The sequence below is a fragment of the bacterium genome (genome assembly GCA_016124905.1).
Classification (GTDB): domain Bacteria; phylum Pseudomonadota; class Alphaproteobacteria; order Rickettsiales; family RI-342; genus RI-342.
The window spans coordinates 1-22,018 of sequence record WGMV01000004.1; the positions used below are offsets into that span (position 1 = coordinate 1).

Below are 22,018 nucleotides of genomic sequence, written 5' to 3' on the forward strand. Positions count from 1 at the left end.
GCAGCCGGTCTGGCCGCCAATCTCACCTTCAATCCGCTTAATTCCGTCACCACCGTCACCGCGCAAATGGTGGCCCTTCTGGTGGGCGATCAGGAATTCGACAGCGCCAAAACGCTGGCCGCATATGCATTGGGCCTGGTGCTTTTCCTGCTGACCCTGAGCTTCAATATTTACGCCCTGAAACTGGTGAAGAAATACCGCCATGGCTTCTAACCCACAGGTCACGGCTGAACTGGAACAGGAAAAGCGGCTGGCCTCCCGTCACCGCAGCGAACGCCGCTTCCGCCTGTTAGGCCTCGCGTCGCTTGGCATTGCCGCGCTGGCGCTCATCCTCCTGCTTGGCAGCATGATCACCCGTGCCTGGCCGGCGCTATGGCAGCACCATGTCATTTTATCCGTTTCGCTGGATGAAACGAAGCTTGGCATCACCGCTCCCGTTACGGAAGAAAGCCTGCGGCTGGCGCGGCTGGATATAGCCGTGCGGGAAGCCATCCAGGCCGTATTCCCCGATGTGCAGGACCCAACCGACATTCGCCGCCTGCGCGGGCTGATCAGCCGCGGTGCGGAAATTGAAATACGCCATGAGCTGTTAAAACATCCCGATTGGCTGGGGCAGGCGAGGGCACTTTCATTGCCGCTTTCCGACAATGCCGACATGTTCCTCAAGGGCCGCATTTCTTCCTCCACGCCGGAATCCATGCGCCGCCTCAAGAACAAGGAGATCAACTGGCTGGAGACGCTCGCCTCGCGCAGGTTGATCGAGTCGCACTTTAACACGGCCTTTTTCACGTCACCCGATTCGCGCCGCCCGGAACTGGCGGGCATACAGGGCAGCCTGGTGGGTTCTTTCTGGCTGGTGCTGATTTGCCTGCTGACGGCATTCCCCTTGGCGGTGATGGCGGCACTTTATCTTGAGGAATTTCCAGGCCAGAGCCGCTTCGCCGATTGGCTGGAAATCACCATCAACAACCTGGCCGCCGTACCCTCCATCATCTACGGCCTGCTGGGGCTTTCGCTCTACCTTCACTGGATGGAGCTGCCGCGCTCCTCCGCTCTGGCGGGCGGCCTGACGCTGGCGCTGCTCACCCTGCCGGTCATCATCATTTCCACCCGCACGGCGCTCCGCAGCGTGCCCGTTTCCATCCGCGACGCCGCACGCGCGCTGGGCGCCAGCCCCGTGCAGGTGGTGCTGCATCATGTGCTGCCGCTGGCCCTGCCGGGCATCATGACCGGCACCATCCTCGGCATGGCGCGTGCCATCGGCGAAACCGCCCCGCTGCTGATGATCGGCATGGTCGCCTTCATCGCCGGCACGCCCACTTCGCCGCTGGATCCCGCCACCGCCATGCCGGTGCAGATCTTTCTCTGGTCCGACAGTCCCGAGCTCGCATTCGCCGACAAAACATGCCTGCTTATTCTGGCGCTTCTTGGCATCTTGATTGTTATGAACGCCATCGCATCCACCATCCGCCGAAGGTTTGAAACGAAATGGTAGAGGAAAAGAAAATAGGGCACATTGCGGCCGAACATGTCAACGTGTTCTACGGCGAGAAACAGGCCATCCACAATGTGAGCCTGAACATCCCCTCGCAAAAAGTCACCGCGCTCATCGGCCCGTCCGGCTGCGGCAAATCCACCTTCCTGCGCTGCCTCAACCGCATGAATTCCACCATCCCCGGCTGCCGCGTGGAAGGCAAAATCATGCTCGACAAGGAGCTCGACATCAACGCGCCGGAAACAGACGTGGTGCGCCTTCGCACGCGCGTGGGCATGGTGTTTCAGAAGCCTAACCCATTCCCCAAATCCATCTACGACAACGTCGCCTACGGCCCGCGCATCCACGGCCTGTTCAAGGACAAGGCGCATCTCGACCACATCGTTGAAAAATCCCTGAAGCGGGTAGGGCTGTGGGATGAGGTAAAAGACCGCCTCACGGCGCCGGGTACAGGCCTTTCCGGCGGTCAGCAGCAGCGCCTCTGCATCGCGCGCGCCATTGCCGTCAGCCCTGAAGTGCTGCTGATGGATGAACCATGCTCCGCACTCGATCCCATCGCCACCGCCACGGTGGAAGAACTGATCGAGGAACTCCGCCACCGTTACACCATCGCCATCGTCACCCACTCTATGAGCCAGGCAAAACGCATTTCGCAAAAAACAGCCTTCTTCCACATGGGCCATCTGGTGGAGGCAGGCCCGACGGACGATATATTTGAAAGCCCCAAAGACAAAAAAACCAAGGACTATATCAAAGGCCGTTTCGGTTAAGCCGTCTTGATTCTATCGCAGCTCAATCGGCGCATGACGCGCGATTTCATCCAGGATGGGCTGCATGATGGCGGGCCGCATGCGGGTCGCCACATAGCTCGCCAGTTCTCCATTCCCATACAAGGCCCTCTGCCAGGATGCATCGCCGCCCGCATATTCTGGAGCCTGGTCCGGCCCGATGAAAAGCAGCTCAAAATAGGGCCTGGCGCAGTTATGATGGGTGAACTCCTCCACCGTAGCAAACCGCGTGACAAGCCGGTTGATGGAGTGGCGCATCCCGCCCAGCAATTCCATGGTGGCGAATTCATACGGATCGATTCCCTCAGCCGCCAGGCGCGGATAGAGCAAGGCGAAATCATCCGGCGTCATGACATTGCGCCACTCGAAATGGGTAGGCTGGCAACCGCTGCCGATCCCGGTAAAAGCGTCAATATGCTGCTTCAGGGAATCATAGCGCTTGGGAGACCAGGCAACATCCCCGTGTGATTCCGGATTGCGCTCTCCCAACCGGATGGAAATGCCCGTCATCACGCCTGCCATCCATTGAGTGAGCGGGTTGAAATCCCCCTCGATATTCAGGCTCAGACTATCGTCGGCATCCGTCCGCTGCAGGCTGGCGCCGACATGGGTGCGCCCCCAGAACACATCGCCATTCGCTTTTGCAATCTCGCCACAAAAGCGCCGCCTGAAATCCGCGATGCGCTGTTGCATGGAGCTTTCCGCCGTCAGGTAACATTGCCCTCCGGCCTCTGTCCAGGCATTGCCCGAGGCCTCGCCATGCGCGGGGTGATAACGCGCCTCGCCATAGGCCACGCCATACATCGCCTCCCGGAAAGGAAAGGCCATGTGCGTCACGCCGGGAGAGAGATAATTGAATGCGTCGGGGTTTTGACCGTGCGCCTCTTCCAGCTGGCGGTAACACGCCTCCATGGCATGATCGGCGGCGGAAAGATTCGCGGCAAACACCAGCTGGGAGATCAGCAGGTCACGGTTACCGGCAAGCTGCGGCAGCCGCTGAATGATCACATCCGCCAGCGGCTCCAGCTGTTCTCGCTGCGGCTCCATTCGTGCGGCATGAAGGCGGCGCAAATCATGGTCCATCTCCATCGAGCTCAGCTGGATATGCTCAATATCGCCGATACGCTCTTCCAGTGGAGGAAAACACCCATGGCCCTTCAGAAAAACCTGCTCCAGCTCACATGCCAGCTCCGCCAGGCACGGCGACATTTCCTCCCGCTGCGCCATCCCGGCAAGCTGGTCGTCCTGCGGGATGCGGCGATGCCTGTTCACATACTGAAGCGTCTGGAGATCGACCATGCTGCTTGCCATATTGCCCTGGGTCGTCAGCCGGTCCATCTCAAGCAGGGCAGGGATGCCCGCGACAAAGTGACGTGCCTGTCCCTCCGCCACATAGCGAAGATAGGTCTCGCGTCTTTCTCCGGATTCGGGTGCGTTCGCCAGCATCTCCGTATCGCCACCCAGCAGGACGGCGATTCCCTCGGGATGCGTCCACCGCTCCGGCATCCACACTTGCCTTCCGTCTTCATCCACGCCGTGAAACAGAAAATCCATGGCATAGGGGTCATCTTCCACCCATCGCCACAGTTTCTCCATGCATCCTTTGCCGTCATAAGCCCCACGGCTGGCAAACCAGTCCAGATGGTCGCGAACGCGCGCGTTCATTTCATCGCGCAGCAAGCCCATCACTCACTCCGCGCAAGCTGGTCCGCCAGATGGGTGAGGGCGTTTTTCACCACGACCGAAATCGTGGTGTCGGGTACATCGGGATTACGGTTGAACACGAGCATTTCAGCCGCCCCGCATTGCTCTTCAATGCCTGATACATGAGACACGTGCCCCCTCATATTTCCCGCGATATTGGCCCAAAGCCGCTCAGGCTCGCCGCAGGTCATGCTCACTTCGGCGAATGGGGCGGCGCTGTCCCACTCCCCCAGGGGCGGAATGGTGATAGTTACGGGCCTCTGCCGGTCATGCCCGAGATCGATATTAAAAAGCCTCAGCAGCTGGTCTTCTAATTGCTCATGGAAATTATCAGCATTCAGCCCTCGCATGGCCAGTTTAGCGAACAGACTTTCCATGGCGCCACGCGCTTGCTCTATCAGCGCAAGCATCTCGTCATTCTCTGCCCGGCCTCCCTCAAAACTGGCATCCGGTTTCTCCGTCAGGTTTGTAATGCGAATGAGGCGGTTCAAGTGCCCGTACAGGGTCACATCCTGCGACAGGCCCGTTTGAGCATAGACGGGCAGCCCATTCTCGCCTGTTTTATCGGTAGCAATCACCGCCCCCAACAAAAGCCTTAACTGGTCCGGTCCGAAACCGATGGTCAGAACATCGCCCTGCTCAAGGCGTGTGTCGATTTCCTGCCGATATTCCCCCTTATCCAATAAGGCCAGCAACGCATCATCCAGCCGATTCAGGGCATCGGTTTCCGGGTGCTCTTCAATAATACCGTGGAACGCCAGCGGATTGACACGCGCAATTTCCCAATGCGCCTGATGAATGATCTCATCCACAGCCCCATTGGCCAGATTCACATAAATATGACGTGCCATAACAAGCCCTTCCGCTTCCGTGACGAGCTTTTATGCCTCTGTTTCATGTCAGGATGATGACGCTCAGGCCGGAATAACGGGCACCAGCTCGCGCACGAGCCAGTCCAGCATCACCCTGACCTTGGCGGATAAATGCCGGTTGGCGGGAAACAGGGCGTAAATGCAGCGCTCCGGCGTGGTCTGCCAGTCGCCCAGCACCTCTACCAGCCGGTTTTGCGCCAGGGCATCGGCCACGGCAAAGCGTGGAAGAAGAGTCAGGCCTATGCCTTCTTCCGCCGCCGCCCGCATCACCTCGGCATTATCGGCCTTCATGACGGAGGCGAAGGTCCATTGCTGCTGCTCTTCGCCTTTGGCAGCACTCCAGGAAAACACCCCGCCATGCTTGCTGTATTCGATCAGCCGGTGCTGCGTAAGATGCTCGGGCAGGGTAGGGGTGCCGTGCTGCATGATGTAGGCCTGACTGGCCACCCAGGCGAGCGGGCAAGGGGCCAGCTTGCGGGCAATCAACTGGGAATCCTTGAGCGCGCTGATGCGGATCACCAGGTCGAACCCTTCCTCCACCACATCCATCATACGGTCTTCAAAACACACATCCAGCTTCACGTCCGGGTAGGCCGCCGCAAACCGCGCCAGCACCGGCGCCAGATACTGAACGCCGAAACTCATGGGCGCGCCGATTTTCAGCCGCCCCTTCGGCACCACGCGGGACTGGCGCACCATCGCCTCGGCCTCCTGCCAGTCCTCCAGCAGCCGGCGCGCGCGCTCATAAAGCAGCGCCCCCTCATCCGTCAGGGATACCGCGCGGGTCGTGCGGTTCAGCAGCCTCACGCCGAGCCCTTCCTCCAGCTTCTGCACCTGCTTGGTCACCGCCGGGCCGGTAATGCCCAGCGCGCGGGCAGCGGCAGCAAATCCGCCGGTCTGCACCACGCTCACAAACGCCGCCAAGGATGAGAAATCTTCCATTCCTCACCCTAGATTAATAACAAACGGGAATCAATCCTCTTCCATATAAGCGGATTATCATCAAAACTGAATATGTTATGGTGAGCCCATCAAACACACCAAGAGAGATTCCCATGCCATTTACCAACACTCAGGTTACCAACACTCAGGAACTCGGCGCCACCTTGGCACGCGTCAGCCTTGGCGGCCTGTTGCTTTCCCATGGCCTGATGAAGGTCCTGGTTTTCACGGTGCCGGGCACGGTGGGTTATTTCGCCAGCCTCGGTCTTCCACCGGCGGCCGCCTATCTCACCATGTTCGGGGAGCTTGTCGGCGGCGGCGCGTTGATTCTGGGCCTGTACACCCGCCTGGCCAGCCTGCTTACCCTGCCGCTTTTACTCGGGGCGATCTGGGCGCATAGCGGCAATGGCTGGCTCTTTTCCAACCAGGGCGGCGGCTGGGAATTCCCCCTCTACCTGGCCGCGCACGCCACCATCGTGAGCCTCCTCGGCTCTGGCGCCTATGCCCTTAAATCCCTGCCGGTGATTGACCGTTTCATCCCGGCCTGCATCAAAGAATAGGAGATGTCATATGTTTAAAGTCAGACGCTTCAACGACCTCGGCAACATGGAACATACCTGGCTGAACGCCCATTATCACTTCAGCTTCGCCAATTACCACGACCCCCGGCACATGGGCCTCGGCCCGCTCCGCGTCATCAATGACGACATCGTGCGCGCAGGGGGCGGGTTCGACATGCACCCCCACCAGGACATGGAAATCATCACCTATGTCCGCGAGGGCGCCATCACCCACACGGACAGTTTGGGCAATAACGGCCGCACAACCGCCGGTGAAATCCAGGTCATGAGCGCCGGCACGGGCATCGTCCATGCCGAGCATAACCTGGAAAGCGAGGATACTAAACTCTATCAGATCTGGGTCTATCCGCGCCAACGCGGCATCCGTCCACGCTGGGAACAGCGTAACTTCCCGGACCATGCCAACGATAACGGCCTGCCGGTGCTCGCATCCGGCTTTGCCGAACATCAGGGGCAGGGCGCCTTGACCATCCATGCCGATGCCGCCATTTTCGGCGGGCGGCTGGAAAAAGGGCAAAGCCTGACCCAGAACCTGACAGGCGCGGCTTATCTGCTGGTGTCCAAAGGCAGTGTCACCAGCAACGGCCACGCCTTGAACGCCGGTGACGGTGCCGCCATCGCCGACCTGCCGAAACTGGAAGTCACCGCCAGCGAGGATGCCGAGCTGGTGCTGATCGATCTCCCCACCGTGAAAGGAAACTAACCATGTCCGCTCTCTTCACCCCTATCCAGCTTGCGGAAAAAACCCTGAGCAATCGCCTCGCCATGGCCCCCATGACGCGCAGCCGGGCGGATGCCGACGGCATCCAGCCCGCCATGGCGGCGGATTACTACACCCAGCGCGCCACCGCCGGCCTCATCATCACCGAAGCTACCGCCATCAGCAAACAGGGCAGCGGCTATCCCAACATTCCCGGCATCTGGAACGATGCGCAGGTGAATGCCTGGAAACCGGTGGCGGATGCCGTGCACGCGCAGGGTGGCAGCATCTTCATGCAGCTTTTCCATACCGGCCGCATCGGCCATATCAGCCTGATGGGCGAAACGCCGGTTGCCCCATCCGCCATCGCCGCCGACGGCCAGGTAATGACCGCCGATTATTCCATGCAGGATTTCCCGACCCCGCGCGCACTGAAAGACGAAGAAATCGAAGGCATCGTCCGGCAATTCGCCCATGCCGCCGCCAATGCCGAAAAGGCCGGGTTTGACGGCATCGAAATCCATGCCGCCAACGGCTACCTGCTGGATCAGTTCCTGCGCGACGGCAGCAACCGGCGCCAGGCTCCCTATGGCGGCAGCGTGGAAAACCGCTATCGCCTGCTCAAACAGGTAACGGAAGCGGCCATCGCCGTCTGGGGCGACGGCAAGGTGGGCGTGCGCCTGTCTCCCACCAACGGCTTCAATTCCATGCAGGACAGCAACCCGATGGACACCTTCACCCAGACGGCCGCCATGCTGAACGGCCTGCCGCTCGCCTACCTTCACATCGTCGAATCCAAATCGGAAGAAAGCGCCCTCATCAGCGCCGCTATCCGCAAGGCCTACACGGGCGTCCTGATGCTCAATGGCGGCTATTTGAAGGAACGGGCCGAACAGGCGCTCGAGCAGAAAAAGGCGGACATGATTTCCATCGGCGCGCCCTACATCGCCAACCCGGATCTGCTCTCACGCCTTCATCACAACTGGCCGCTGGCCCAGCCGGACCAGCCCACCTTTTATAGCGGTGGCGCCAAAGGCTATACCGATTACCCGCCGCACCGGTCGGCGGCGGCCTAATTCTTGCTCTTACTTCCGCCCGCCTGTTGCTGTTGTTTTACGTAATGCAGCAGGCGGTCGGCCGCATAGAGCGACATGGTAATATCCAATGTTGCCGCTAGGTCGTTCATATAGCCGCCTTCATCCATTCCGCCGATCCCGGCATCATGAATATGAATACCCTGAATGCTCCGCAACTGCTCGGGATGATTCACCAGCTCGCCATCCTCCAGGCAATAGCCCGCTAGCTGAAGAAAGATATCGGCCGTCTGCACCGTGGTGGCAAAATGGAACCTGGCGCAATCCTCGCGCTGCGGGTCGCGCCTCATCCTGTCTTTCGCGCAATGCGCAAGCTTGCCAAGCTCAATCAGCCAGTCGTCACCCGCGCTGTAATCATGCGGGTCCGTGCCCAGGTTGGGGTCGAAACCATCCGGCTCCAGCCAATCTCCGTCATGTTCTACGACCATGCGTCTATATCTATGATTTTGGGGTTTCTGGCGTTCTGCAAATGCTCCAGCTTGGCCTGCGTCAACACCTGCAAATCCATAATGGCGGAGGCGCTCATCGTCACCTGGGCAACTTGCCGTCCATCACCCAGAGGCGAATCAGTGACGTCGCGCACGCCAATTTCGTTATAAATGGTCTGGGCTACACCCCACAGAAGGTCATCATGCTGGGGGGTAACTTCGGGCCCCAGCGCCTCGGCCTCACCGCACAAATAGCGAAGCATCGCCATTTCGTTGGGGCGCAGATGCACCTCGCCTTCCCACATGGGCGCATCGTGATAGCTTCGCCGACCCGGAAGCAGCAGTAGCTCATGGCCGTTATCCGTTTCCACGCTGCGGATATTGGCGGCATCTTCATTAAGCATCGCCTGCATGATTTTCCCGAATGCATGTTCGGCAAAACCATCCAGACCGGTCCATAATTCAACCGTATCATACGGCTGGGCATGTTTGGGCAATGTCGTCATGGGCGTGTGTTAGCATGCCTGCATGACGGTTAGATGACGATTACAGCGCGGGCGACTCGGGCCCAGTTTCCACTGGCTGCGCCACCACGGCGGTGGGAGCGGCGGCTACGGTCAGGGCATCTCCCTGAATCTGAATGCCGCTTTGTTGCAGAGCGGCAACCACCCCATCCATACCGGGTATATTTATAACCTGCAGCGCGGCCGCTTGCAGCCCCTCGTCTTCCGCAATCAAGGCTCGTTCCGCATTATCAATGCCGTCGACGGCCATGGCTTCCAGCCGCGCCTGGTTCAGCACGTCGCGCTGCGCGATGAGTGCATCCGCCTGAAGCACGCTGCCGTCATCCAGCACGATGGTGGTCAGCCCCTGTTCCCGCCCCGCGCGAATCAGGTCGTCATAGGTATTGAGAATCACGTCATACGCGCTGCGGCCGGTGCCGTCATCCAAGGTGAATCCCAGGTTTGGATTGGTGGCAAGCATCTGGTAATAGCCCCCCAGAATATTGCCCAGGGCAGGCGCGTCGAGATTCTGCATCACCACCGGGTTTTCCAGCAGGGCCAGGTGCTGCTCCGCAGGCAAAGCGGAAAAGAACGCAAACGCCTGCGCAGGGTTGGCATTTAAGGCTTCTGCCAAAACCTCCGCCATATAGGAATCTCCCCCAACGGGCGGCTGCCCAATGAGAAGTTCGATCATCCCCTCGCGTCCAAATCCATTCACCGGGTCCATCACGACATCCGATACCATCTCGCGCACGCCCTGATACCCGCGACCGACGGCCCATCCCTCGAAATGCTCGTTCATCAGCGTATCGCGCGTCATGGTCGGCAGGTTATTCAGAAATTCGGGACTGCCGAGCAACTGCGTCACCTGTTCGGCGGAAAGCGCGCTGAACACGGAGCCGATTTCTTCCGGCATGAGCGTACGCGCCAAAGCGGCAATCAGCTCAGGGCTTCCGCTTTCTAGAATCTGGTTTACCGTATAGGTCGGCGCGGCTTCACCGCTTTCCCACAAATCACGCGTGTTGGTATAACCCACCTCGCCATTTACCAGGCTTCGCGTCAACACGATTGGCTGCTCGGTCGTCACCGCATCCAGGTAATGATCCAATCCATGCCCATGCATGGCTCCGTTATCGGTCAGGGTGCCCGGGGGAGGGCCGAAATTCACCATCACCGGGTGAAAATGCTCATAGCCTTCTGTGCCCGCCACATCCGCCAGTTCGGGATTATCGATGCCGCATAATTCCCCTACCAGGTTATCCTGACTGTTGATGACGGCATAGGTGTTATACGGCGCATCCGCCACCGGCAAACTGGCCGACCCGATGATCACCACATTGCTCTGGCCGAAAATCTGCGCCGTATCCGGCCTGCTGCCGTCCGGCATCACGCATTGCTCCTGCATGATGGCCATCGCAAGTTCATATGTGCCGATGGATTTCTGGCACCCCCAACTATAGCCCATGGCCGTCATGTTCGCCATGATAGCCGCGGCATCTTCACGCAAAACGATATTGCCGTGTTCATCATGCAAGATGTTCCCGCCCTCATCGCGCTGCGCCACCATGGCGATGATGCCGCCGGCCGCAATCTTGCAGCCGTTGGGAATATCGGCCAGCATCTGATCCATGGTCATGGGCTCGCCGGTCATGTTGCTGGTATAGATACGGTCGTTGAACCGCGTCAGCTTGGCGAAATCATTCACCACACGGTCGCCTTCGGTGGCAAATAGCCCTATCGGGATGATCGGGGGCAGGGGCTCAAACCCCTGCGGCGGCAATGCATCAGGCCCGCCCTGCAAAAATGCCATATAGGCGTTGAATTTTTCCGGCGTATCGATGAGGTAACCATTCTGTCCGGACACAGCGCTATACATGTCGGCGGCTCCGTCCATGCCTTCACGAAACAGCTGGCCGTCGGGCGTCACGTCATTCTGGTACAAAATCACCTGGGGCCAGTATTGCTCCCTCCCCGCGGGGAAAAGCTCATTCAGGTTATCCAGCCCAAACCCGTCATTGCCCGTATCGGTCCGCGCCAACCCTTCCCCGGCCGTGCCATCGGGCGGCATATTCGTATCATAAAGGTAAAGCGGCTCACCCCCGGTCGGCAAAAACGGCGCAACGGCCCCCGGACGCAGCACAGCCCCGTGCGTATCCGAAAACGGGTCCTCCACCTGCACAATACTCATCACTTCCCACACCTGCGGGCGGAAGCGCGGATTATAGGCATCATACAGCGGCCCGGCGCCTTCCACGCCCTCGGGCAAATCAGGCCGGTAGCGCGGCGTGATGGATGCCGCCTGCACCAGCACGCCAGATTCCGCCGGTTGCCCCCAGAACCGTGAGGTGAGGGGGTTGAACCCGCCCGTAGCGACATGGGCCGATGCCATGGCCTGCCCCCAGTCGATCATCGGGTTCTGGCCGTAAAAAACACCGGCCCGCACCACCGGGTTTTCCGGGTTTTGCGACTGCCGGTCGTAAACAGGGGCGATAGCGGGTGTGGTGATCCACGCCGCCACACTGGCGCGGGTGATCGGCAAAGCCTCTGGAGAAGGTGGCACGGCCGGTACGGCAATCGGCGGCGTGCCGCTTTCCGCCGCATGATACACATCCGCCGCCATCACGGCTTCAAAGCCCGTTTCCGGTGGCAAGCCAAGTGAGGTGATGAGATATTGCAGATAGGTCTGCTGGTCCATTCCATAGGCCGTCAGCAGGGAAGGGTCCCGCTCCACCGCCAGCGCCGCAGAAAAAATCATGCCATAGGCCGTATCGGCAGGCATCCCTGCCGTAACGCCGTCGCTGATGCCATATTCATACCAGGCGCTCACGCTTTGCGTGTCGCCGGTCAGGGCAACGTAATTGCCCAGCATCAGCAGGGTAGCCCTTGCCGAAGCCATGTCTCCGGTGCCGAACACGCCCGCCTGGCCCGTTCCCACCTCATCCACAAACTGCACAATCTGGCCCAGATATTCCTGGCGTTTTGTCGCATCGGGCTCTGCCCCCAGTGCCAGAATCATATCACGCAGCGGCGTACGCACGTTGGTGGCGAAAATATACTGAAACTGCCCCTGATAGGCATCCAGGGGCGATTCACCCTTGGCGGGCAGAATCCCCTGTTCCCTGGCGCTGATTACCAGCGCATCCAACGATGCACGCACGTCTCCCGGCATGGCATTAATTTATCACGCCTGAATTAACCTTTTATTGCAGCAAAGTGTAAAAACAGCGCCAAAACCATTAATGGCGCAGCTCGGGAGGCGGCACAGCTCTCCACCTGCCCCTTGATAAGCCATTAATGTTTAAGGCTTTTCCATGCTGGCTTCTATCCAGCCTGCCGCAAACCCTGTTGTGGCGGAATGGAGTTTAAAATAGCCTCTCCGGGCTCCTTCTTCTCGCGCTGCGGAAATTCCAGCCTTCTGGCCGGTTCGGTAATCAGGCTGATCACTTCGGGAAAGTCTTTCGGCACCAGCGGAAATCCCGGCGCCAGAATCATATGGCCTTCCTGCTCGACCCGCAGCACATGCCCCGTTTCAATGCCGATGGCAAACCCATCCCCTTTATGGAATGCGTCGAAATTACGGATAGGGCTGAAAAACGCGCCATATTCCGGGTTGCCCTGCTGGGCCTCCAGCCAGCGTTTACGTTCCTGCGTGGGCATGGCCTTGAGCCGCGCCAGCAGCCCCTGCAAGGGTTTATGCGCCTCCGGCTTGGTGCGCACATCGCCCGGCAACAGCAGGTAATCATCCGCCAGCAATGCCGACTTTACCGACTCTTGCCCCACCGGCGAAAATGCCGGATGAAAAGTAGAGCCAACCCCCTGATAAAAATCGATGTCCTTCTGCTCAAGCAGGGGAGCCCGCAACTGGTCGAATGCCCGTTCCGCCTCCTTCGTCAGCGCGCCCGCATGACGCAAATAGGTCAGCACACTCCACACCGCTGCGGTGAAGGTGGCGGGCGTTTCATGGAAACCATGCTCCACCACGATCACCGACGTTTCATCCGTACCCACGAAATCTGCCAGCAATTTGGCGGAGAACAGCCCCGGCTGGGTCTGGGCGATATGGTTCACGCCCATGCCCGGCAATAGCGCAAGCTCGCTTTCCGTCATGGCCCGATGCGCAATCACATACGGAACGGAAGGGGTCGAAAGCGAATGCATATCCAGCCCCGCCTTTTGCATCAGCGGCAGCACCCGACCAAGCCGGTAGGCGCGCACAAAATCCTCCGGCGCATCTTCTGCGGGGAGGGCGGTCGTCACATTTTCGGCCAGCCGGTTCAACTGCGTGCTGGCGCTGCCGCCGCGATACTGCACCCGTGCGGCGGAGGGAATGGCCGGGTCGTAATGCCGGAAATATTCATGCGCCGCGCCCAGATTTCCGAGAGCAAACAGCACCCGCGCCTGCGGGTTCAGAAAGCCCGCCTCCTGCAGCCGCTCCAGCACCTCCACCGCCACCAGCCCTACCGGCTCGTTACCGTGCGTCATGCCGAGAATGCCGATGGTCTGCGCCGCCCCGGCATAGGGGTTTCCGAACACCCGCACCCCGGGCACCGGCTTGCCCTGATGGTCGCGCACCACCAGCCCTTTTTCATCCAGCACAATGTCTCGCCGCGTTTCCACGCGGTAATGGAAAACATCGGCCAGCTCCGGAATGGTGAAGGCATGCGCCGCCAGCGCCTCCATCACCTTCACCGCTGCCGTGGCGCGTTCATTCTCGTGCTGGGAAAGGGAAGAAACCTGTGCATCTGCCTGTGCTGCGGCCATGTCAAACTCCATCGGCAGCTCAGGCTAGAATGCCTCCATGACAAATGCGTGACAGCGAGGTTCAGGCGACAAGAATTTGATTTGCCACTTCTCGAGCAAGATCATTTCCAATCGTTCCAACAACATTATCATCTGGCAGCTGACGCAGATGAGCCGGCACCCACAATTCAGGGCTTTCTAGAAGCACGGCGCGCGCATTTTCCCGTCGAAAACTCCATGGCTCAAATGTCTTTTCATCAATCTTTTTCCATAGGCCCGCATAATGTGCTCCAGCCAATAACGCCCATTCATTCTCACTTAAAAGGTCAGATGGAAAAGCTTTTTTAGAAACAAGTTCGGCCAATGTCTGCTTCGTGGGATCAATGTCGGGTGGCATCAACGTAAGCCATGCCTGAGAGAGAATAGGGGCAATGGAATCCATAAAATCCGTAAATGCCAAATCATATTCCTGAAAGGACATGATCATGCGCGCGCGAATCGCCTTTTCCAGCTCCGAACCTGCCAGCGCCCTCAGCTCAAACCGTCCGTTATTGAGAAGCAGTACGGTCTGGTCAGTTGCACACAACGCGTCAACATCTTCAGAATTCAGCACCGACTCTTCAATATGAAAAAACGAATCCCTGGCTCCATCATTGCTGATGACGAGCTCCCAATCATTACGGGCACACCGCTTGATAATGTCACCATCCTGCATATTACACTCCCTGTATGTTTTTAGGAAATGTGGCAACGCATGATGACGTTTTTATGACAAACAGCTAACCGCCTGAGATACAATGCTATAATCTAGGCCGCCGCGCTCGGATTATTCATCATCTCGAAGAAATCATCATTATTCTTGGTCTTTTTGATCTTCTCGAGCATGAATTCCATGGCTTCCACCGTGCCCATCGGGTTCATGATACGGCGCAGCACCCACATCTTGGTGAGGATCTGCTTATCCACCAGCAGGTCTTCCTTACGCGTGCCGGATTTGTTGATGTCGATCGCCGGGAAGACGCGCTTGTCGGCCAGTTTACGGTCGAGCACGATCTCGCTGTTGCCGGTGCCTTTGAATTCCTCGAAGATCACCTCGTCCATACGGCTGCCCGTCTCGATCAGCGCGGTGCCGATGATGGTCAGCGAACCGCCAAATTCGATGTTACGCGCCGCGCCGAAAAAGCGCTTCGGGCGCTGCAGGGCGTTGGCATCCACACCGCCGGTCAATACTTTGCCGGAAGAGGGCACCACCGTGTTATAGGCACGCGCTAAGCGCGTGATGGAATCCAACAGAATCACCACATCGCGCTTATGTTCCACCAGGCGCTTGGCTTTCTCGATCACGATCTCGGCCAGTTGCACATGCCGCGCCGCCGGTTCGTCGAAGGTGGAGCTCACCACCTCGCCGCGCACCGTGCGGGCCATGTCGGTCACTTCCTCGGGTCGCTCGTCGATCAGGAGTACCAGTAGGTAAATCTCGGGATGGTTGGCCGTAATCGCATGCGCAATGTTCTGCAGCAGCACCGTTTTACCCGTGCGGGGAGGCGCTACGATCAGCGCCCGCTGGCCCTTACCAAGCGGCGACACCAGATCGATGATGCGGGTGGAAAGGTCTTTCTTATCGCCGCGATCGTCGAAATCCAGTTTGATTTTCTGTTCTGGATAAAGCGGGGTGAGGTTGTCGAAGGCAACCTTGTTGCGGCTTTTCTCCGGCGGGTCATAATTGATGGCGCGCACTTCCTCGATGGCGAAATAGCGGGCGGAACCCACCGGCGGAACAATCGGGCCTTCCACCGTATCACCCGTGCGCAAACCGAACTTGCGAACGATGGAGGGCGGCACATAAATGTCATCGGCGCCCGGCAGGTAATTGGCCTCGGGCGAGCGCAAAAAGCCGAACCCGTCCTGCATCACTTCCAGCACCCCTTCGGCCTGGATCGGCTCACCGGCTTCCGCCCGGGCCTTGAGAATGGCGAAGATCATGTCTTGTTTCAGCATGGCGCTGGCGTCTTCCACGCCGCATTCCATGGCCATGGCGAACAGTTCGCCCGGGGCCTTACGCTTCAATTCTTGAATTTTCATAGGGAATTCCCAAAGAGATTTTTATGTATCATTACGTGGGGATTAGGGCGCCTCACGGGGCGCAAACAATGCTGAACAGCACGATTACGCTTTAGCCATGCAAAAGAATCTTGGCAAGCAAAATCCGTTAGAACGGCTTTAATACCGCCAAAAAGACAATGGCGATCAGCAGTAACGTCGGCACCTCATTGGCGATCCGGTAAAATTTCTGGCTGCGCCGGTTGGCGTCCTTGTCGAAATCCTTTCTCCAGCGCGAACATGCGCCATGAAACCCCGACAGGATCAGAACCAGCGTAAATTTCACGTGAAACCATCCCTGATGCATCGCATCGGGGTTGGCATGGAGCAGCAATCCCCCAAACACAAAGGTCAGAATCATGGCCGGGTTGCAGATGAACCTCAGCAACCGGCGTTCCATCACCTTAAACAGTTCGGATGCCTCCGATCCCTCCGCCACACCGGCATGGTAAACATACAGCCTGGGCAGATAGAACATCGCCGCCATCCAGCAGGTGAAACTCACGATATGCAGCCATTTCCAGATAAGATACGGTTCCATGCAGCCCTCCGTTACGAGCCTTATAGCCGTTTCACATACAATTGTCCGGTTGTTTGTTATGCAGCCACCGGAAGCTGAACCTGCCCCTTGGCCCAGATGGCCAGGTCATCCGCATCGCGGGAGGATGCTTCGATCAGGTTGCCTATATCCAGCGCGCTTTCCTTCGCCCGTTGCGTCAGCAGCAGGTCGTTCAGGTTTTCCGCCGCCATCTGCAGGGTGCCGTAAGAAGCCTCGCCCGCAAGCTTATGGATGGCATCCGGTGTCAAACTCACCCCGGCTTTCTTGCCTGCGTCAAACAGGAACAGTTCCAGCTTCTGCTCGCATGCCAAAACTTCTTCCGGTGAAAGGCCTAGCGCATCCCGCATCGCGCGCATCACCATGCTGCAGGTAACAAGCGTGGCCACCACTTCGTCAGACGAATAATGCTTCATATGCGCCTTGGACATCTCCAGCGGACCGAAGAAAAGTTCACGCATGATATGTTCCCGTCGCTTGTCGGGATCGGTGACGGGTTTGTCACCCAGGGTCTTGAACATATTCTCCAAGGGAAGAAGCGCATCCTGGTCGATGATCTTCACCTCGCCACGCACGCGCTGAACATTATAGGGATGCACGTCCCAGGGATTGAATCCGTCGCGCAGCACCTCGCCGCGAAGTTTCAGAATATCCGGCAACCCGAGCATCCGGTCATCTCCGCGCGGTTCGTGCGTCAGGAAAACTTTTGCATCCTTGCCAAAACCACGACGGAATCCGGCGCCCAGTTTGCCCAGCAGCAGCTCATCGTCCGGCACCAGCAAATGCTTGTTCTGTTCAGGTTCGTTGAAATAACCGCGAATCTTGATGACCTGTTCCACCCGTTCCGGATGGGCGGGGTCATATTCGTAATGGGGTGTTCTGGCGAGCACGATGGTCCTGTCGGTCCATTTGGCGTAATGATAACCCTCGGGTATTTTTCCGTCGGTCGCCTCGGCAATCGCGCTGCCGAGCATGGCTTCAACAAGCGGCTTCACCTGATAGGTTCCGATATCCCGCCATTCATCCACCTGATAGGTCTGCAGACGCGGGTCTTGCTCGCCCTTATCGTAGAGCGCCTGGCGCATCTGCTGCTGCATCCGCTCAATCTGCTGCTGTAATTTATCGAGCCGCGACAACACCGGGTCCGTTTCCCGGTTTTCTTCCTTCGATACGGCTTCCATCACTCCAGGTACAAGGCTCATATGGCATTCCCTCTAACGCCATCCTAGCCCTTCGCCATTAAGCTTTCGTGACAAAACAAGGACATGCACTGTAATCTTTGGGGCAGATGCGCGCATTTCCCTGGGACAAGACCGAATAATCCGGGGGCTTGACCGCACCCAATGCCAGTACCTGCCTGACGGCGGAACCCAGGCTGCGCGAAAATAATTCGCTGGAATTCAAGGCCGCCACACGGCTGTAAAACAGCACGCCCTCTTTCTCTGCCAGATGCTTATATTCCACATCAAGTTCCACCAGTGTCTCCGAATGGTCGGATACGAACGCCACCGGCACCACCACCAGCGAAACACCTTCCTTCCCCGCCCGCCGTATTTCATCGTCGGTGGAAGGGCCTATCCATTTCATCGGTCCCACCCGGCTTTGGTAGCTCACCTGATAATCAAGGTTGGGAATATCCAGCGCATTCACAATCGCGCTGGCGGTTTGCTCCACTTGCCATTGGTATGGGTCACCGTCCTTGATAACCTTTTCCGGCAAACCATGAGCAGATAAAAGTAACCGTGGCCTGCCTGCGCGGGTTGCATCATCCCACGCCTTGCGGATCAGCTCCACATGCGCCTGAATAAAGCTTGGCGCAACCGGGTAGCAACACACCAGTTTCGTAATCACCATCAACCCGGCCTTGATGCATTCCTCCTGCCACTTCTTCACCGAAGACGCCGTCGTCGTGGTCGAATATTGCGGGTAAAGCGGCAACAGCACCACTTCATCCGGTCCCCATGCCTTCACATCCTGCACCACGCTTTCTGTCATCGGGTGCCAATAGCGCATGCAGATGAACGCGCGGAATTCCGTATCCGCCGTCGGGCTGGTTTCCATCAGGTCGCGTTCCAGCTCATTTGCCTGCTGCATGGTGAGCGGCAGGATAGGGGAGCGCCCATCCATCTGCCTGTAAATTTCCTGCGCCACCGGAGTGCGTTTTTTGGAAACCAGGTTTGCCAGAAACCATCGCAACGGGTTCGGTACCCGAAAAATCGCCGGGTCATAGAACAGGTTAAACAGGAACGGCCTTACCGCCTCCAGACTGTCCGGCCCGCCGAGATTGAATAAGATCACCGCCACCTTGCGCGTCACTGCAAACTCCATCCTTCATCAAACCGTAACAATCATGCACAAGCTTAGCAGACAAGAAAAAACAGGGAACATGAAGATGAGCATAGGTACATTACGGACCGACAAGCACGCCGCGCCTCAGCCCCTCGGCAGGGAAGATCATCCGTTCATTGTGCATTCGGATGCCTTTGTCGGCCTTTATCACGAAAAAGACCATCCTCGGGTCTATCTCACCATGCACATCCCCCACATCGCCTTCGTCTCGCATCTGGATTTCATCTCGTTGGAAAATCAGGCCCTTTCGGCCTATGAGCAAGCCATCTCAGAATTAAAAACAAAAGGCATCGATGTAATCGAAGTCCCCACGCAGGATGAAACCCAAAAAGAGAAACGTCAAAAAAATCAGCGGCCTTTTACTTTTACGGAACGTTCTTCCCTGCAACGTGTGGTCGATCACGCGCATTTCAACTTGGAACAGGGACGCTATTGCCATGCCATTCCTTTGGAACAGGCGGAAGATGCTATCCGTATCCTCAATGGCCTGACCGTAAATTTCGAACAGGGTATTGAAACGAAAGCCGTCAGTGACACCTTGCTGGCGCATGAGGCAGTCAGGGAAATTCTCACGGAATCGGTTACCAGGTAAATTCCTTCACCTTCTTCACCAGCTCTCCCACATGTTCCGGCGGCGTTTGCGGAATCACCCCGTGGCCGAGATTCACGATCAGCTGTCCCGGCAGACTTTTCTTCAACACCCCATCAAGCTGACTCATGGCACTTGGCATATCGTAGGCCAGACGCAGATTATCCACATTTCCCTGAACAATAACCGTCTTCTGAAGCTTCACCAGTTCCGGAATGGAAACACTCGCATCCACCCCCATTCCGTCTATTCCCGTCTCTTCGGCATAACGCAGGTAGCCCGTACCCGCACAACGGGGAAATCCAATGATGGTAATATTCGGAAACGCGGCCCTCACCTTGGCCACGATCTGCTTGGCCGGCTGCACGCTCCAGCGTTCAAAGCCGGTGGCATCCAGCACACCTGACCAGCTATCGAACAGCATCAGCACATCCGCCCCGGCACGCGCCTGCTCCATCAGGTGCAGTGACACGGCGTTAATTAACCGCGCCATCAACCCGTCCATTAGTTCCGGAGAGGAAATAGCGATACGCCGTGCCTCGGCATAATCACGCGCGGTTTTTCCTTCCAGCATGTAACTCGCCAGGGTCCAGGGTGCTCCGGCAAAGCCGATCAGGGTTTTAGCCGCATCCAGGTTCTTTCTCACTTTGCCGATGGCGTCATAGACCGGTCTCAACCGTTCCAGATCAATATCCGTTTTCAGGTCTCCAAGCCCTTTCAATGCTTCCAGCCTTGGGCCTTCACCCGCTTCAAACCAGACCTTCTGCCCAAGCGCCAGAGGCACCACTAAGATATCCGAGAAAATAATCGCCGCATCCATGTCAAACCGGCGAATGGGCTGCAATGTCACTTCCGTGGCATCATCCACATGAAAACAGAATCCCAGAAAATCCGGGTGCCCTTTTCTTACCTCGCGGTATTCCGGCAGATACCTTCCAGCCTGGCGCATCAGCCACACAGGGGGGCGCTTTAATCTTTCGTCAGCTTTTTTCAGATAGTCAGACAAGATGGGCATGAATCTTCTCTTCATCCTTTTTTAAATATTTATCTTTATTTGGATGTAATGGGTAGTAGTGCGGTGAGTGCCGGGGATAACCATCTTATCCCATCTTTTTACCCAAGGGTCAAACATCTCCCCAATCCGGGATAACCCGATTTTTTCACGTGGAACGCCCTCGGCATAAAAAATCCTTCCCCGAGGAAAAACCGTGATTTTTATCACCCTGTGAATATCGGGTACAAAAACCACCGGCTTTTGGGATAATCCAGGGACAGATTATTTCCCACAGGGAATGAATAACCCCATTCACAGGCTGATAACTGAAAAACTAAAAACAATAACCCGGGGATAGTTTTTCGCTCCCTGTGCATAACCCCGGCCTTACCCCCATTATCCACAAGCGCTTTCCTCTTAGGGGATAAGTTTGTATGGAGACCCCATGATCCATTCCATTTCATCCAGCCTCAGCACCCTCCGCGCCGACATAAAATGTCTGGCGGCAGATGCTGCATTACAAAAGAATACTCCCCGCCTCATGGCCGTATCCAAAACCAACCCGGCCGAAAGCATTCTGGAAGCCCTCCAGGCTGGCCAGCGTCTGTTTGGTGAAAACAAAGTACAGGAAGCCGCCGCGAAATTTCCCGCCCTCCGCCAGCAATACCCCGATCTCGAACTCCATCTCATCGGTCCGCTTCAGCGGAACAAGGTCAAGGATGCCCTTGCCACTTTTGACATCATCCAATCGCTGGACCGCCCCGAACTGGCCGAGGAACTCGCCAAACACTGGAACCTTCAGACACGCCTGACCCAGTCCCTCTTCATCCAGGTCAACACCGGCAAGGAGCCCCAGAAAGCGGGCATTCCCCCCGAGGAAACCATCGCCTTCACCCAATGGGCCAGGCGCGAGAAAAACCTACCCGTCACCGGCCTCATGGCCATCCCCCCGGCGCACGAAAACCCATCCTCCCATTTCGCCTGGCTCTATCAATGCCAGCAACAACTCGGCCTGCCCGAACTCTCCATTGGCATGAGCGGCGACTACCCTGCCGCCATCCGCTACGGCGCCACCATCATCCGCGTGGGTACGGCGATATTTGGGGAACGCGGGGGCGCTGCCCCCACACCCCCGCCAAAGGTCTAGACCCTTGGATCCCATTATTTTCTTTTATCCCCCGAAAGCCCTCCGGGCGGGGGATAAAAGAAAATACGGGGTACAGGGGACTGGTCCCCTGGCAGGGTGTGGGGACAGCGTCCCGCGTCACCATATATTGACCCCACCCCCGCAGCGGCGTAGGAAGATGGTAGTTCATTTAGAGGGGAGCGTTATGTCGCATCATCATCGTTACAAGATTGCATTGGTAGGCGCGGGTCAGATTGGTGGCACGCTGGCGCATCTGGCTGGGCTGAAGGAGCTTGGCGATGTAGTATTGTTCGACATTGCCGAGGGCACGCCGCAGGGCAAGGCGCTGGATATTTCCCAGAGCGCCCCGGTGGAAGGGTTCGACGGCAGCTTCACCGGCACCAATGATTACGCCGAAGCCCTGAAGGATGCCGACGTGGTGATCGTCACCGCCGGC

22 protein-coding genes are annotated in these 22,018 nt (G+C 57.8%); 9 read left to right on the forward strand and 13 right to left on the reverse strand.

Annotated elements, in window-relative coordinates; translation table 11 throughout:
* The 3 genes from GC177_01005 to GC177_01015 all read left to right on the forward strand — a co-directional run.
* Positions 1 to 213: phosphate ABC transporter permease subunit PstC (locus GC177_01005; protein MBI1274534.1), on the forward strand; the 213-nt coding region annotated here is incomplete at its 5' end.
* Positions 203 to 1,495: a phosphate ABC transporter permease PstA gene (gene pstA, locus GC177_01010; protein ID MBI1274535.1), complete on the forward strand. Its 1,293-nt coding sequence runs from the start codon at positions 203 to 205 to the stop codon at positions 1,493 to 1,495. The genes GC177_01005 and pstA, both read left to right, overlap by 11 nt.
* Positions 1,489 to 2,265: a phosphate ABC transporter ATP-binding protein gene (locus tag GC177_01015; GenBank protein ID MBI1274536.1), complete on the forward strand. Its 777-nt coding sequence runs from the start codon at positions 1,489 to 1,491 to the stop codon at positions 2,263 to 2,265. Before pstA ends, GC177_01015 begins: the two co-directional genes overlap by 7 nt.
* Positions 2,266 to 2,277: 12 nt before the next feature.
* Here GC177_01015 and GC177_01020 read toward each other — a convergent pair whose 3' ends face one another.
* From GC177_01020 to GC177_01030, 3 genes are all read right to left on the reverse strand, one after another.
* Positions 2,278 to 3,969 (reverse strand): hypothetical protein, encoded by a 1,692-nt coding sequence (locus GC177_01020; protein MBI1274537.1) that lies wholly within the window; start codon positions 3,967 to 3,969, stop codon positions 2,278 to 2,280.
* A complete protein-coding gene (locus GC177_01025) occupies positions 3,969 to 4,838 on the reverse strand; it encodes a hypothetical protein (protein ID MBI1274538.1) in 870 nt (289 codons plus the stop codon). The genes GC177_01020 and GC177_01025 overlap by 1 nt, the downstream gene beginning before the upstream one ends.
* Before the next feature lie 63 nt (positions 4,839 to 4,901).
* Positions 4,902 to 5,801, reverse strand: coding sequence for a LysR family transcriptional regulator (locus GC177_01030; GenBank protein ID MBI1274539.1), 900 nt, complete (start codon positions 5,799 to 5,801; stop codon positions 4,902 to 4,904).
* 113 nt (positions 5,802 to 5,914) lie between these two features.
* Between GC177_01030 and GC177_01035 the strand changes: the two genes are divergently transcribed.
* Genes GC177_01035 through GC177_01045 form a run of 3 tightly spaced genes read left to right on the forward strand, consistent with a single transcriptional unit; the run spans position 5,915 to position 8,158 of the window.
* The gene (locus GC177_01035; protein ID MBI1274540.1) at positions 5,915 to 6,361 is read left to right on the forward strand and encodes a DoxX family membrane protein; all 447 of its coding nucleotides are present in this window, start codon (positions 5,915 to 5,917) and stop codon (positions 6,359 to 6,361) included.
* Positions 6,362 to 6,371: 10 nt separating this feature from the next.
* Complete coding sequence (locus tag GC177_01040) at positions 6,372 to 7,085, forward strand: hypothetical protein (GenBank protein MBI1274541.1); 714 nt, start codon at positions 6,372 to 6,374, stop codon at positions 7,083 to 7,085.
* Positions 7,086 to 7,087: 2 nt separating this feature from the next.
* Positions 7,088 to 8,158, forward strand: coding sequence for an alkene reductase (locus GC177_01045; protein ID MBI1274542.1), 1,071 nt, complete (start codon positions 7,088 to 7,090; stop codon positions 8,156 to 8,158).
* Here the strand turns inward: GC177_01045 and GC177_01050 are convergent.
* From GC177_01050 to GC177_01090, 9 genes are all read right to left on the reverse strand, one after another.
* Positions 8,155 to 8,604, reverse strand: coding sequence for a hypothetical protein (locus GC177_01050; GenBank protein ID MBI1274543.1), 450 nt, complete (start codon positions 8,602 to 8,604; stop codon positions 8,155 to 8,157). The two genes, GC177_01045 and GC177_01050, sit on opposite strands and share 4 nt — an antisense overlap.
* A complete protein-coding gene (locus GC177_01055; GenBank protein MBI1274544.1) occupies positions 8,595 to 9,110 on the reverse strand; it encodes a hypothetical protein in 516 nt (171 codons plus the stop codon). The genes GC177_01050 and GC177_01055 overlap by 10 nt, the downstream gene beginning before the upstream one ends.
* A gap of 40 nt (positions 9,111 to 9,150) precedes the next feature.
* Positions 9,151 to 12,264, reverse strand: coding sequence for a hypothetical protein (locus tag GC177_01060; GenBank protein ID MBI1274545.1), 3,114 nt, complete (start codon positions 12,262 to 12,264; stop codon positions 9,151 to 9,153).
* 164 nt (positions 12,265 to 12,428) lie between these two features.
* Entirely contained in the window at positions 12,429 to 13,868 is a 1,440-nt protein-coding gene (locus tag GC177_01065; protein MBI1274546.1) for a hypothetical protein, read from the reverse strand.
* 61 nt (positions 13,869 to 13,929) lie between these two features.
* Entirely contained in the window at positions 13,930 to 14,562 is a 633-nt protein-coding gene (locus GC177_01070) for a hypothetical protein (protein ID MBI1274547.1), read from the reverse strand.
* A gap of 92 nt (positions 14,563 to 14,654) precedes the next feature.
* A complete protein-coding gene (gene rho, locus GC177_01075) occupies positions 14,655 to 15,929 on the reverse strand; it encodes a transcription termination factor Rho (protein MBI1274548.1) in 1,275 nt (424 codons plus the stop codon).
* Between the two features lie 127 nt (positions 15,930 to 16,056).
* On the reverse strand, positions 16,057 to 16,488 hold the full coding sequence (gene hemJ / locus GC177_01080) for a protoporphyrinogen oxidase HemJ (GenBank protein ID MBI1274549.1): 432 nt from the start codon (positions 16,486 to 16,488) through the stop codon (positions 16,057 to 16,059).
* Positions 16,489 to 16,544: 56 nt separating this feature from the next.
* Complete coding sequence (locus GC177_01085; protein ID MBI1274550.1) at positions 16,545 to 17,705, reverse strand: hypothetical protein; 1,161 nt, start codon at positions 17,703 to 17,705, stop codon at positions 16,545 to 16,547.
* 37 nt (positions 17,706 to 17,742) lie between these two features.
* On the reverse strand, positions 17,743 to 18,831 hold the full coding sequence (locus GC177_01090; protein ID MBI1274551.1) for a ferrochelatase: 1,089 nt from the start codon (positions 18,829 to 18,831) through the stop codon (positions 17,743 to 17,745).
* 58 nt (positions 18,832 to 18,889) lie between these two features.
* On the opposite strand from GC177_01090, the gene GC177_01095 reads away from it, so the two are divergent.
* Entirely contained in the window at positions 18,890 to 19,444 is a 555-nt protein-coding gene (locus tag GC177_01095) for a hypothetical protein (GenBank protein MBI1274552.1), read from the forward strand.
* Here the strand turns inward: GC177_01095 and GC177_01100 are convergent.
* Positions 19,434 to 20,471, reverse strand: coding sequence for a uroporphyrinogen decarboxylase (locus tag GC177_01100; protein MBI1274553.1), 1,038 nt, complete (start codon positions 20,469 to 20,471; stop codon positions 19,434 to 19,436). The two genes, GC177_01095 and GC177_01100, sit on opposite strands and share 11 nt — an antisense overlap.
* Positions 20,472 to 20,880: 409 nt before the next feature.
* On the opposite strand from GC177_01100, the gene GC177_01105 reads away from it, so the two are divergent.
* A complete protein-coding gene (locus GC177_01105) occupies positions 20,881 to 21,582 on the forward strand; it encodes a YggS family pyridoxal phosphate-dependent enzyme (protein ID MBI1274554.1) in 702 nt (233 codons plus the stop codon).
* Between the two features lie 184 nt (positions 21,583 to 21,766).
* On the forward strand, positions 21,767 to 22,018 hold a 252-nt coding region (locus tag GC177_01110), incomplete at its 3' end, for a malate dehydrogenase (GenBank protein ID MBI1274555.1).

What these genes read in the sequence shown, in the direction of transcription:
- pstA (MBI1274535.1), top strand. Translation starts at nt 203, where the DNA reads ATGGCTTCTAACCCACAGGTCACGGCTGAACTGGAACAGGAAAAGCGG.
- GC177_01015 (MBI1274536.1), top strand. Translation starts at nt 1,489, where the DNA reads ATGGTAGAGGAAAAGAAAATAGGGCACATTGCGGCCGAACATGTCAAC.
- GC177_01020 (MBI1274537.1), bottom strand. Translation starts at nt 3,969, where the DNA reads ATGGGCTTGCTGCGCGATGAAATGAACGCGCGCGTTCGCGACCATCTG.
- GC177_01025 (MBI1274538.1), bottom strand. Translation starts at nt 4,838, where the DNA reads ATGGCACGTCATATTTATGTGAATCTGGCCAATGGGGCTGTGGATGAG.
- GC177_01030 (MBI1274539.1), bottom strand. Translation starts at nt 5,801, where the DNA reads ATGGAAGATTTCTCATCCTTGGCGGCGTTTGTGAGCGTGGTGCAGACC.
- GC177_01035 (MBI1274540.1), top strand. Translation starts at nt 5,915, where the DNA reads ATGCCATTTACCAACACTCAGGTTACCAACACTCAGGAACTCGGCGCC.
- GC177_01040 (MBI1274541.1), top strand. Translation starts at nt 6,372, where the DNA reads ATGTTTAAAGTCAGACGCTTCAACGACCTCGGCAACATGGAACATACC.
- GC177_01045 (MBI1274542.1), top strand. Translation starts at nt 7,088, where the DNA reads ATGTCCGCTCTCTTCACCCCTATCCAGCTTGCGGAAAAAACCCTGAGC.
- GC177_01050 (MBI1274543.1), bottom strand. Translation starts at nt 8,604, where the DNA reads ATGGTCGTAGAACATGACGGAGATTGGCTGGAGCCGGATGGTTTCGAC.
- GC177_01055 (MBI1274544.1), bottom strand. Translation starts at nt 9,110, where the DNA reads ATGACGACATTGCCCAAACATGCCCAGCCGTATGATACGGTTGAATTA.
- GC177_01065 (MBI1274546.1), bottom strand. Translation starts at nt 13,868, where the DNA reads ATGGCCGCAGCACAGGCAGATGCACAGGTTTCTTCCCTTTCCCAGCAC.
- GC177_01070 (MBI1274547.1), bottom strand. Translation starts at nt 14,562, where the DNA reads ATGCAGGATGGTGACATTATCAAGCGGTGTGCCCGTAATGATTGGGAG.
- rho (MBI1274548.1), bottom strand. Translation starts at nt 15,929, where the DNA reads ATGAAAATTCAAGAATTGAAGCGTAAGGCCCCGGGCGAACTGTTCGCC.
- hemJ (MBI1274549.1), bottom strand. Translation starts at nt 16,488, where the DNA reads ATGGAACCGTATCTTATCTGGAAATGGCTGCATATCGTGAGTTTCACC.
- GC177_01085 (MBI1274550.1), bottom strand. Translation starts at nt 17,705, where the DNA reads ATGAGCCTTGTACCTGGAGTGATGGAAGCCGTATCGAAGGAAGAAAAC.
- GC177_01090 (MBI1274551.1), bottom strand. Translation starts at nt 18,831, where the DNA reads ATGGAGTTTGCAGTGACGCGCAAGGTGGCGGTGATCTTATTCAATCTC.
- GC177_01095 (MBI1274552.1), top strand. Translation starts at nt 18,890, where the DNA reads ATGAAGATGAGCATAGGTACATTACGGACCGACAAGCACGCCGCGCCT.
- GC177_01100 (MBI1274553.1), bottom strand. Translation starts at nt 20,471, where the DNA reads ATGAAGAGAAGATTCATGCCCATCTTGTCTGACTATCTGAAAAAAGCT.
- GC177_01105 (MBI1274554.1), top strand. Translation starts at nt 20,881, where the DNA reads ATGATCCATTCCATTTCATCCAGCCTCAGCACCCTCCGCGCCGACATA.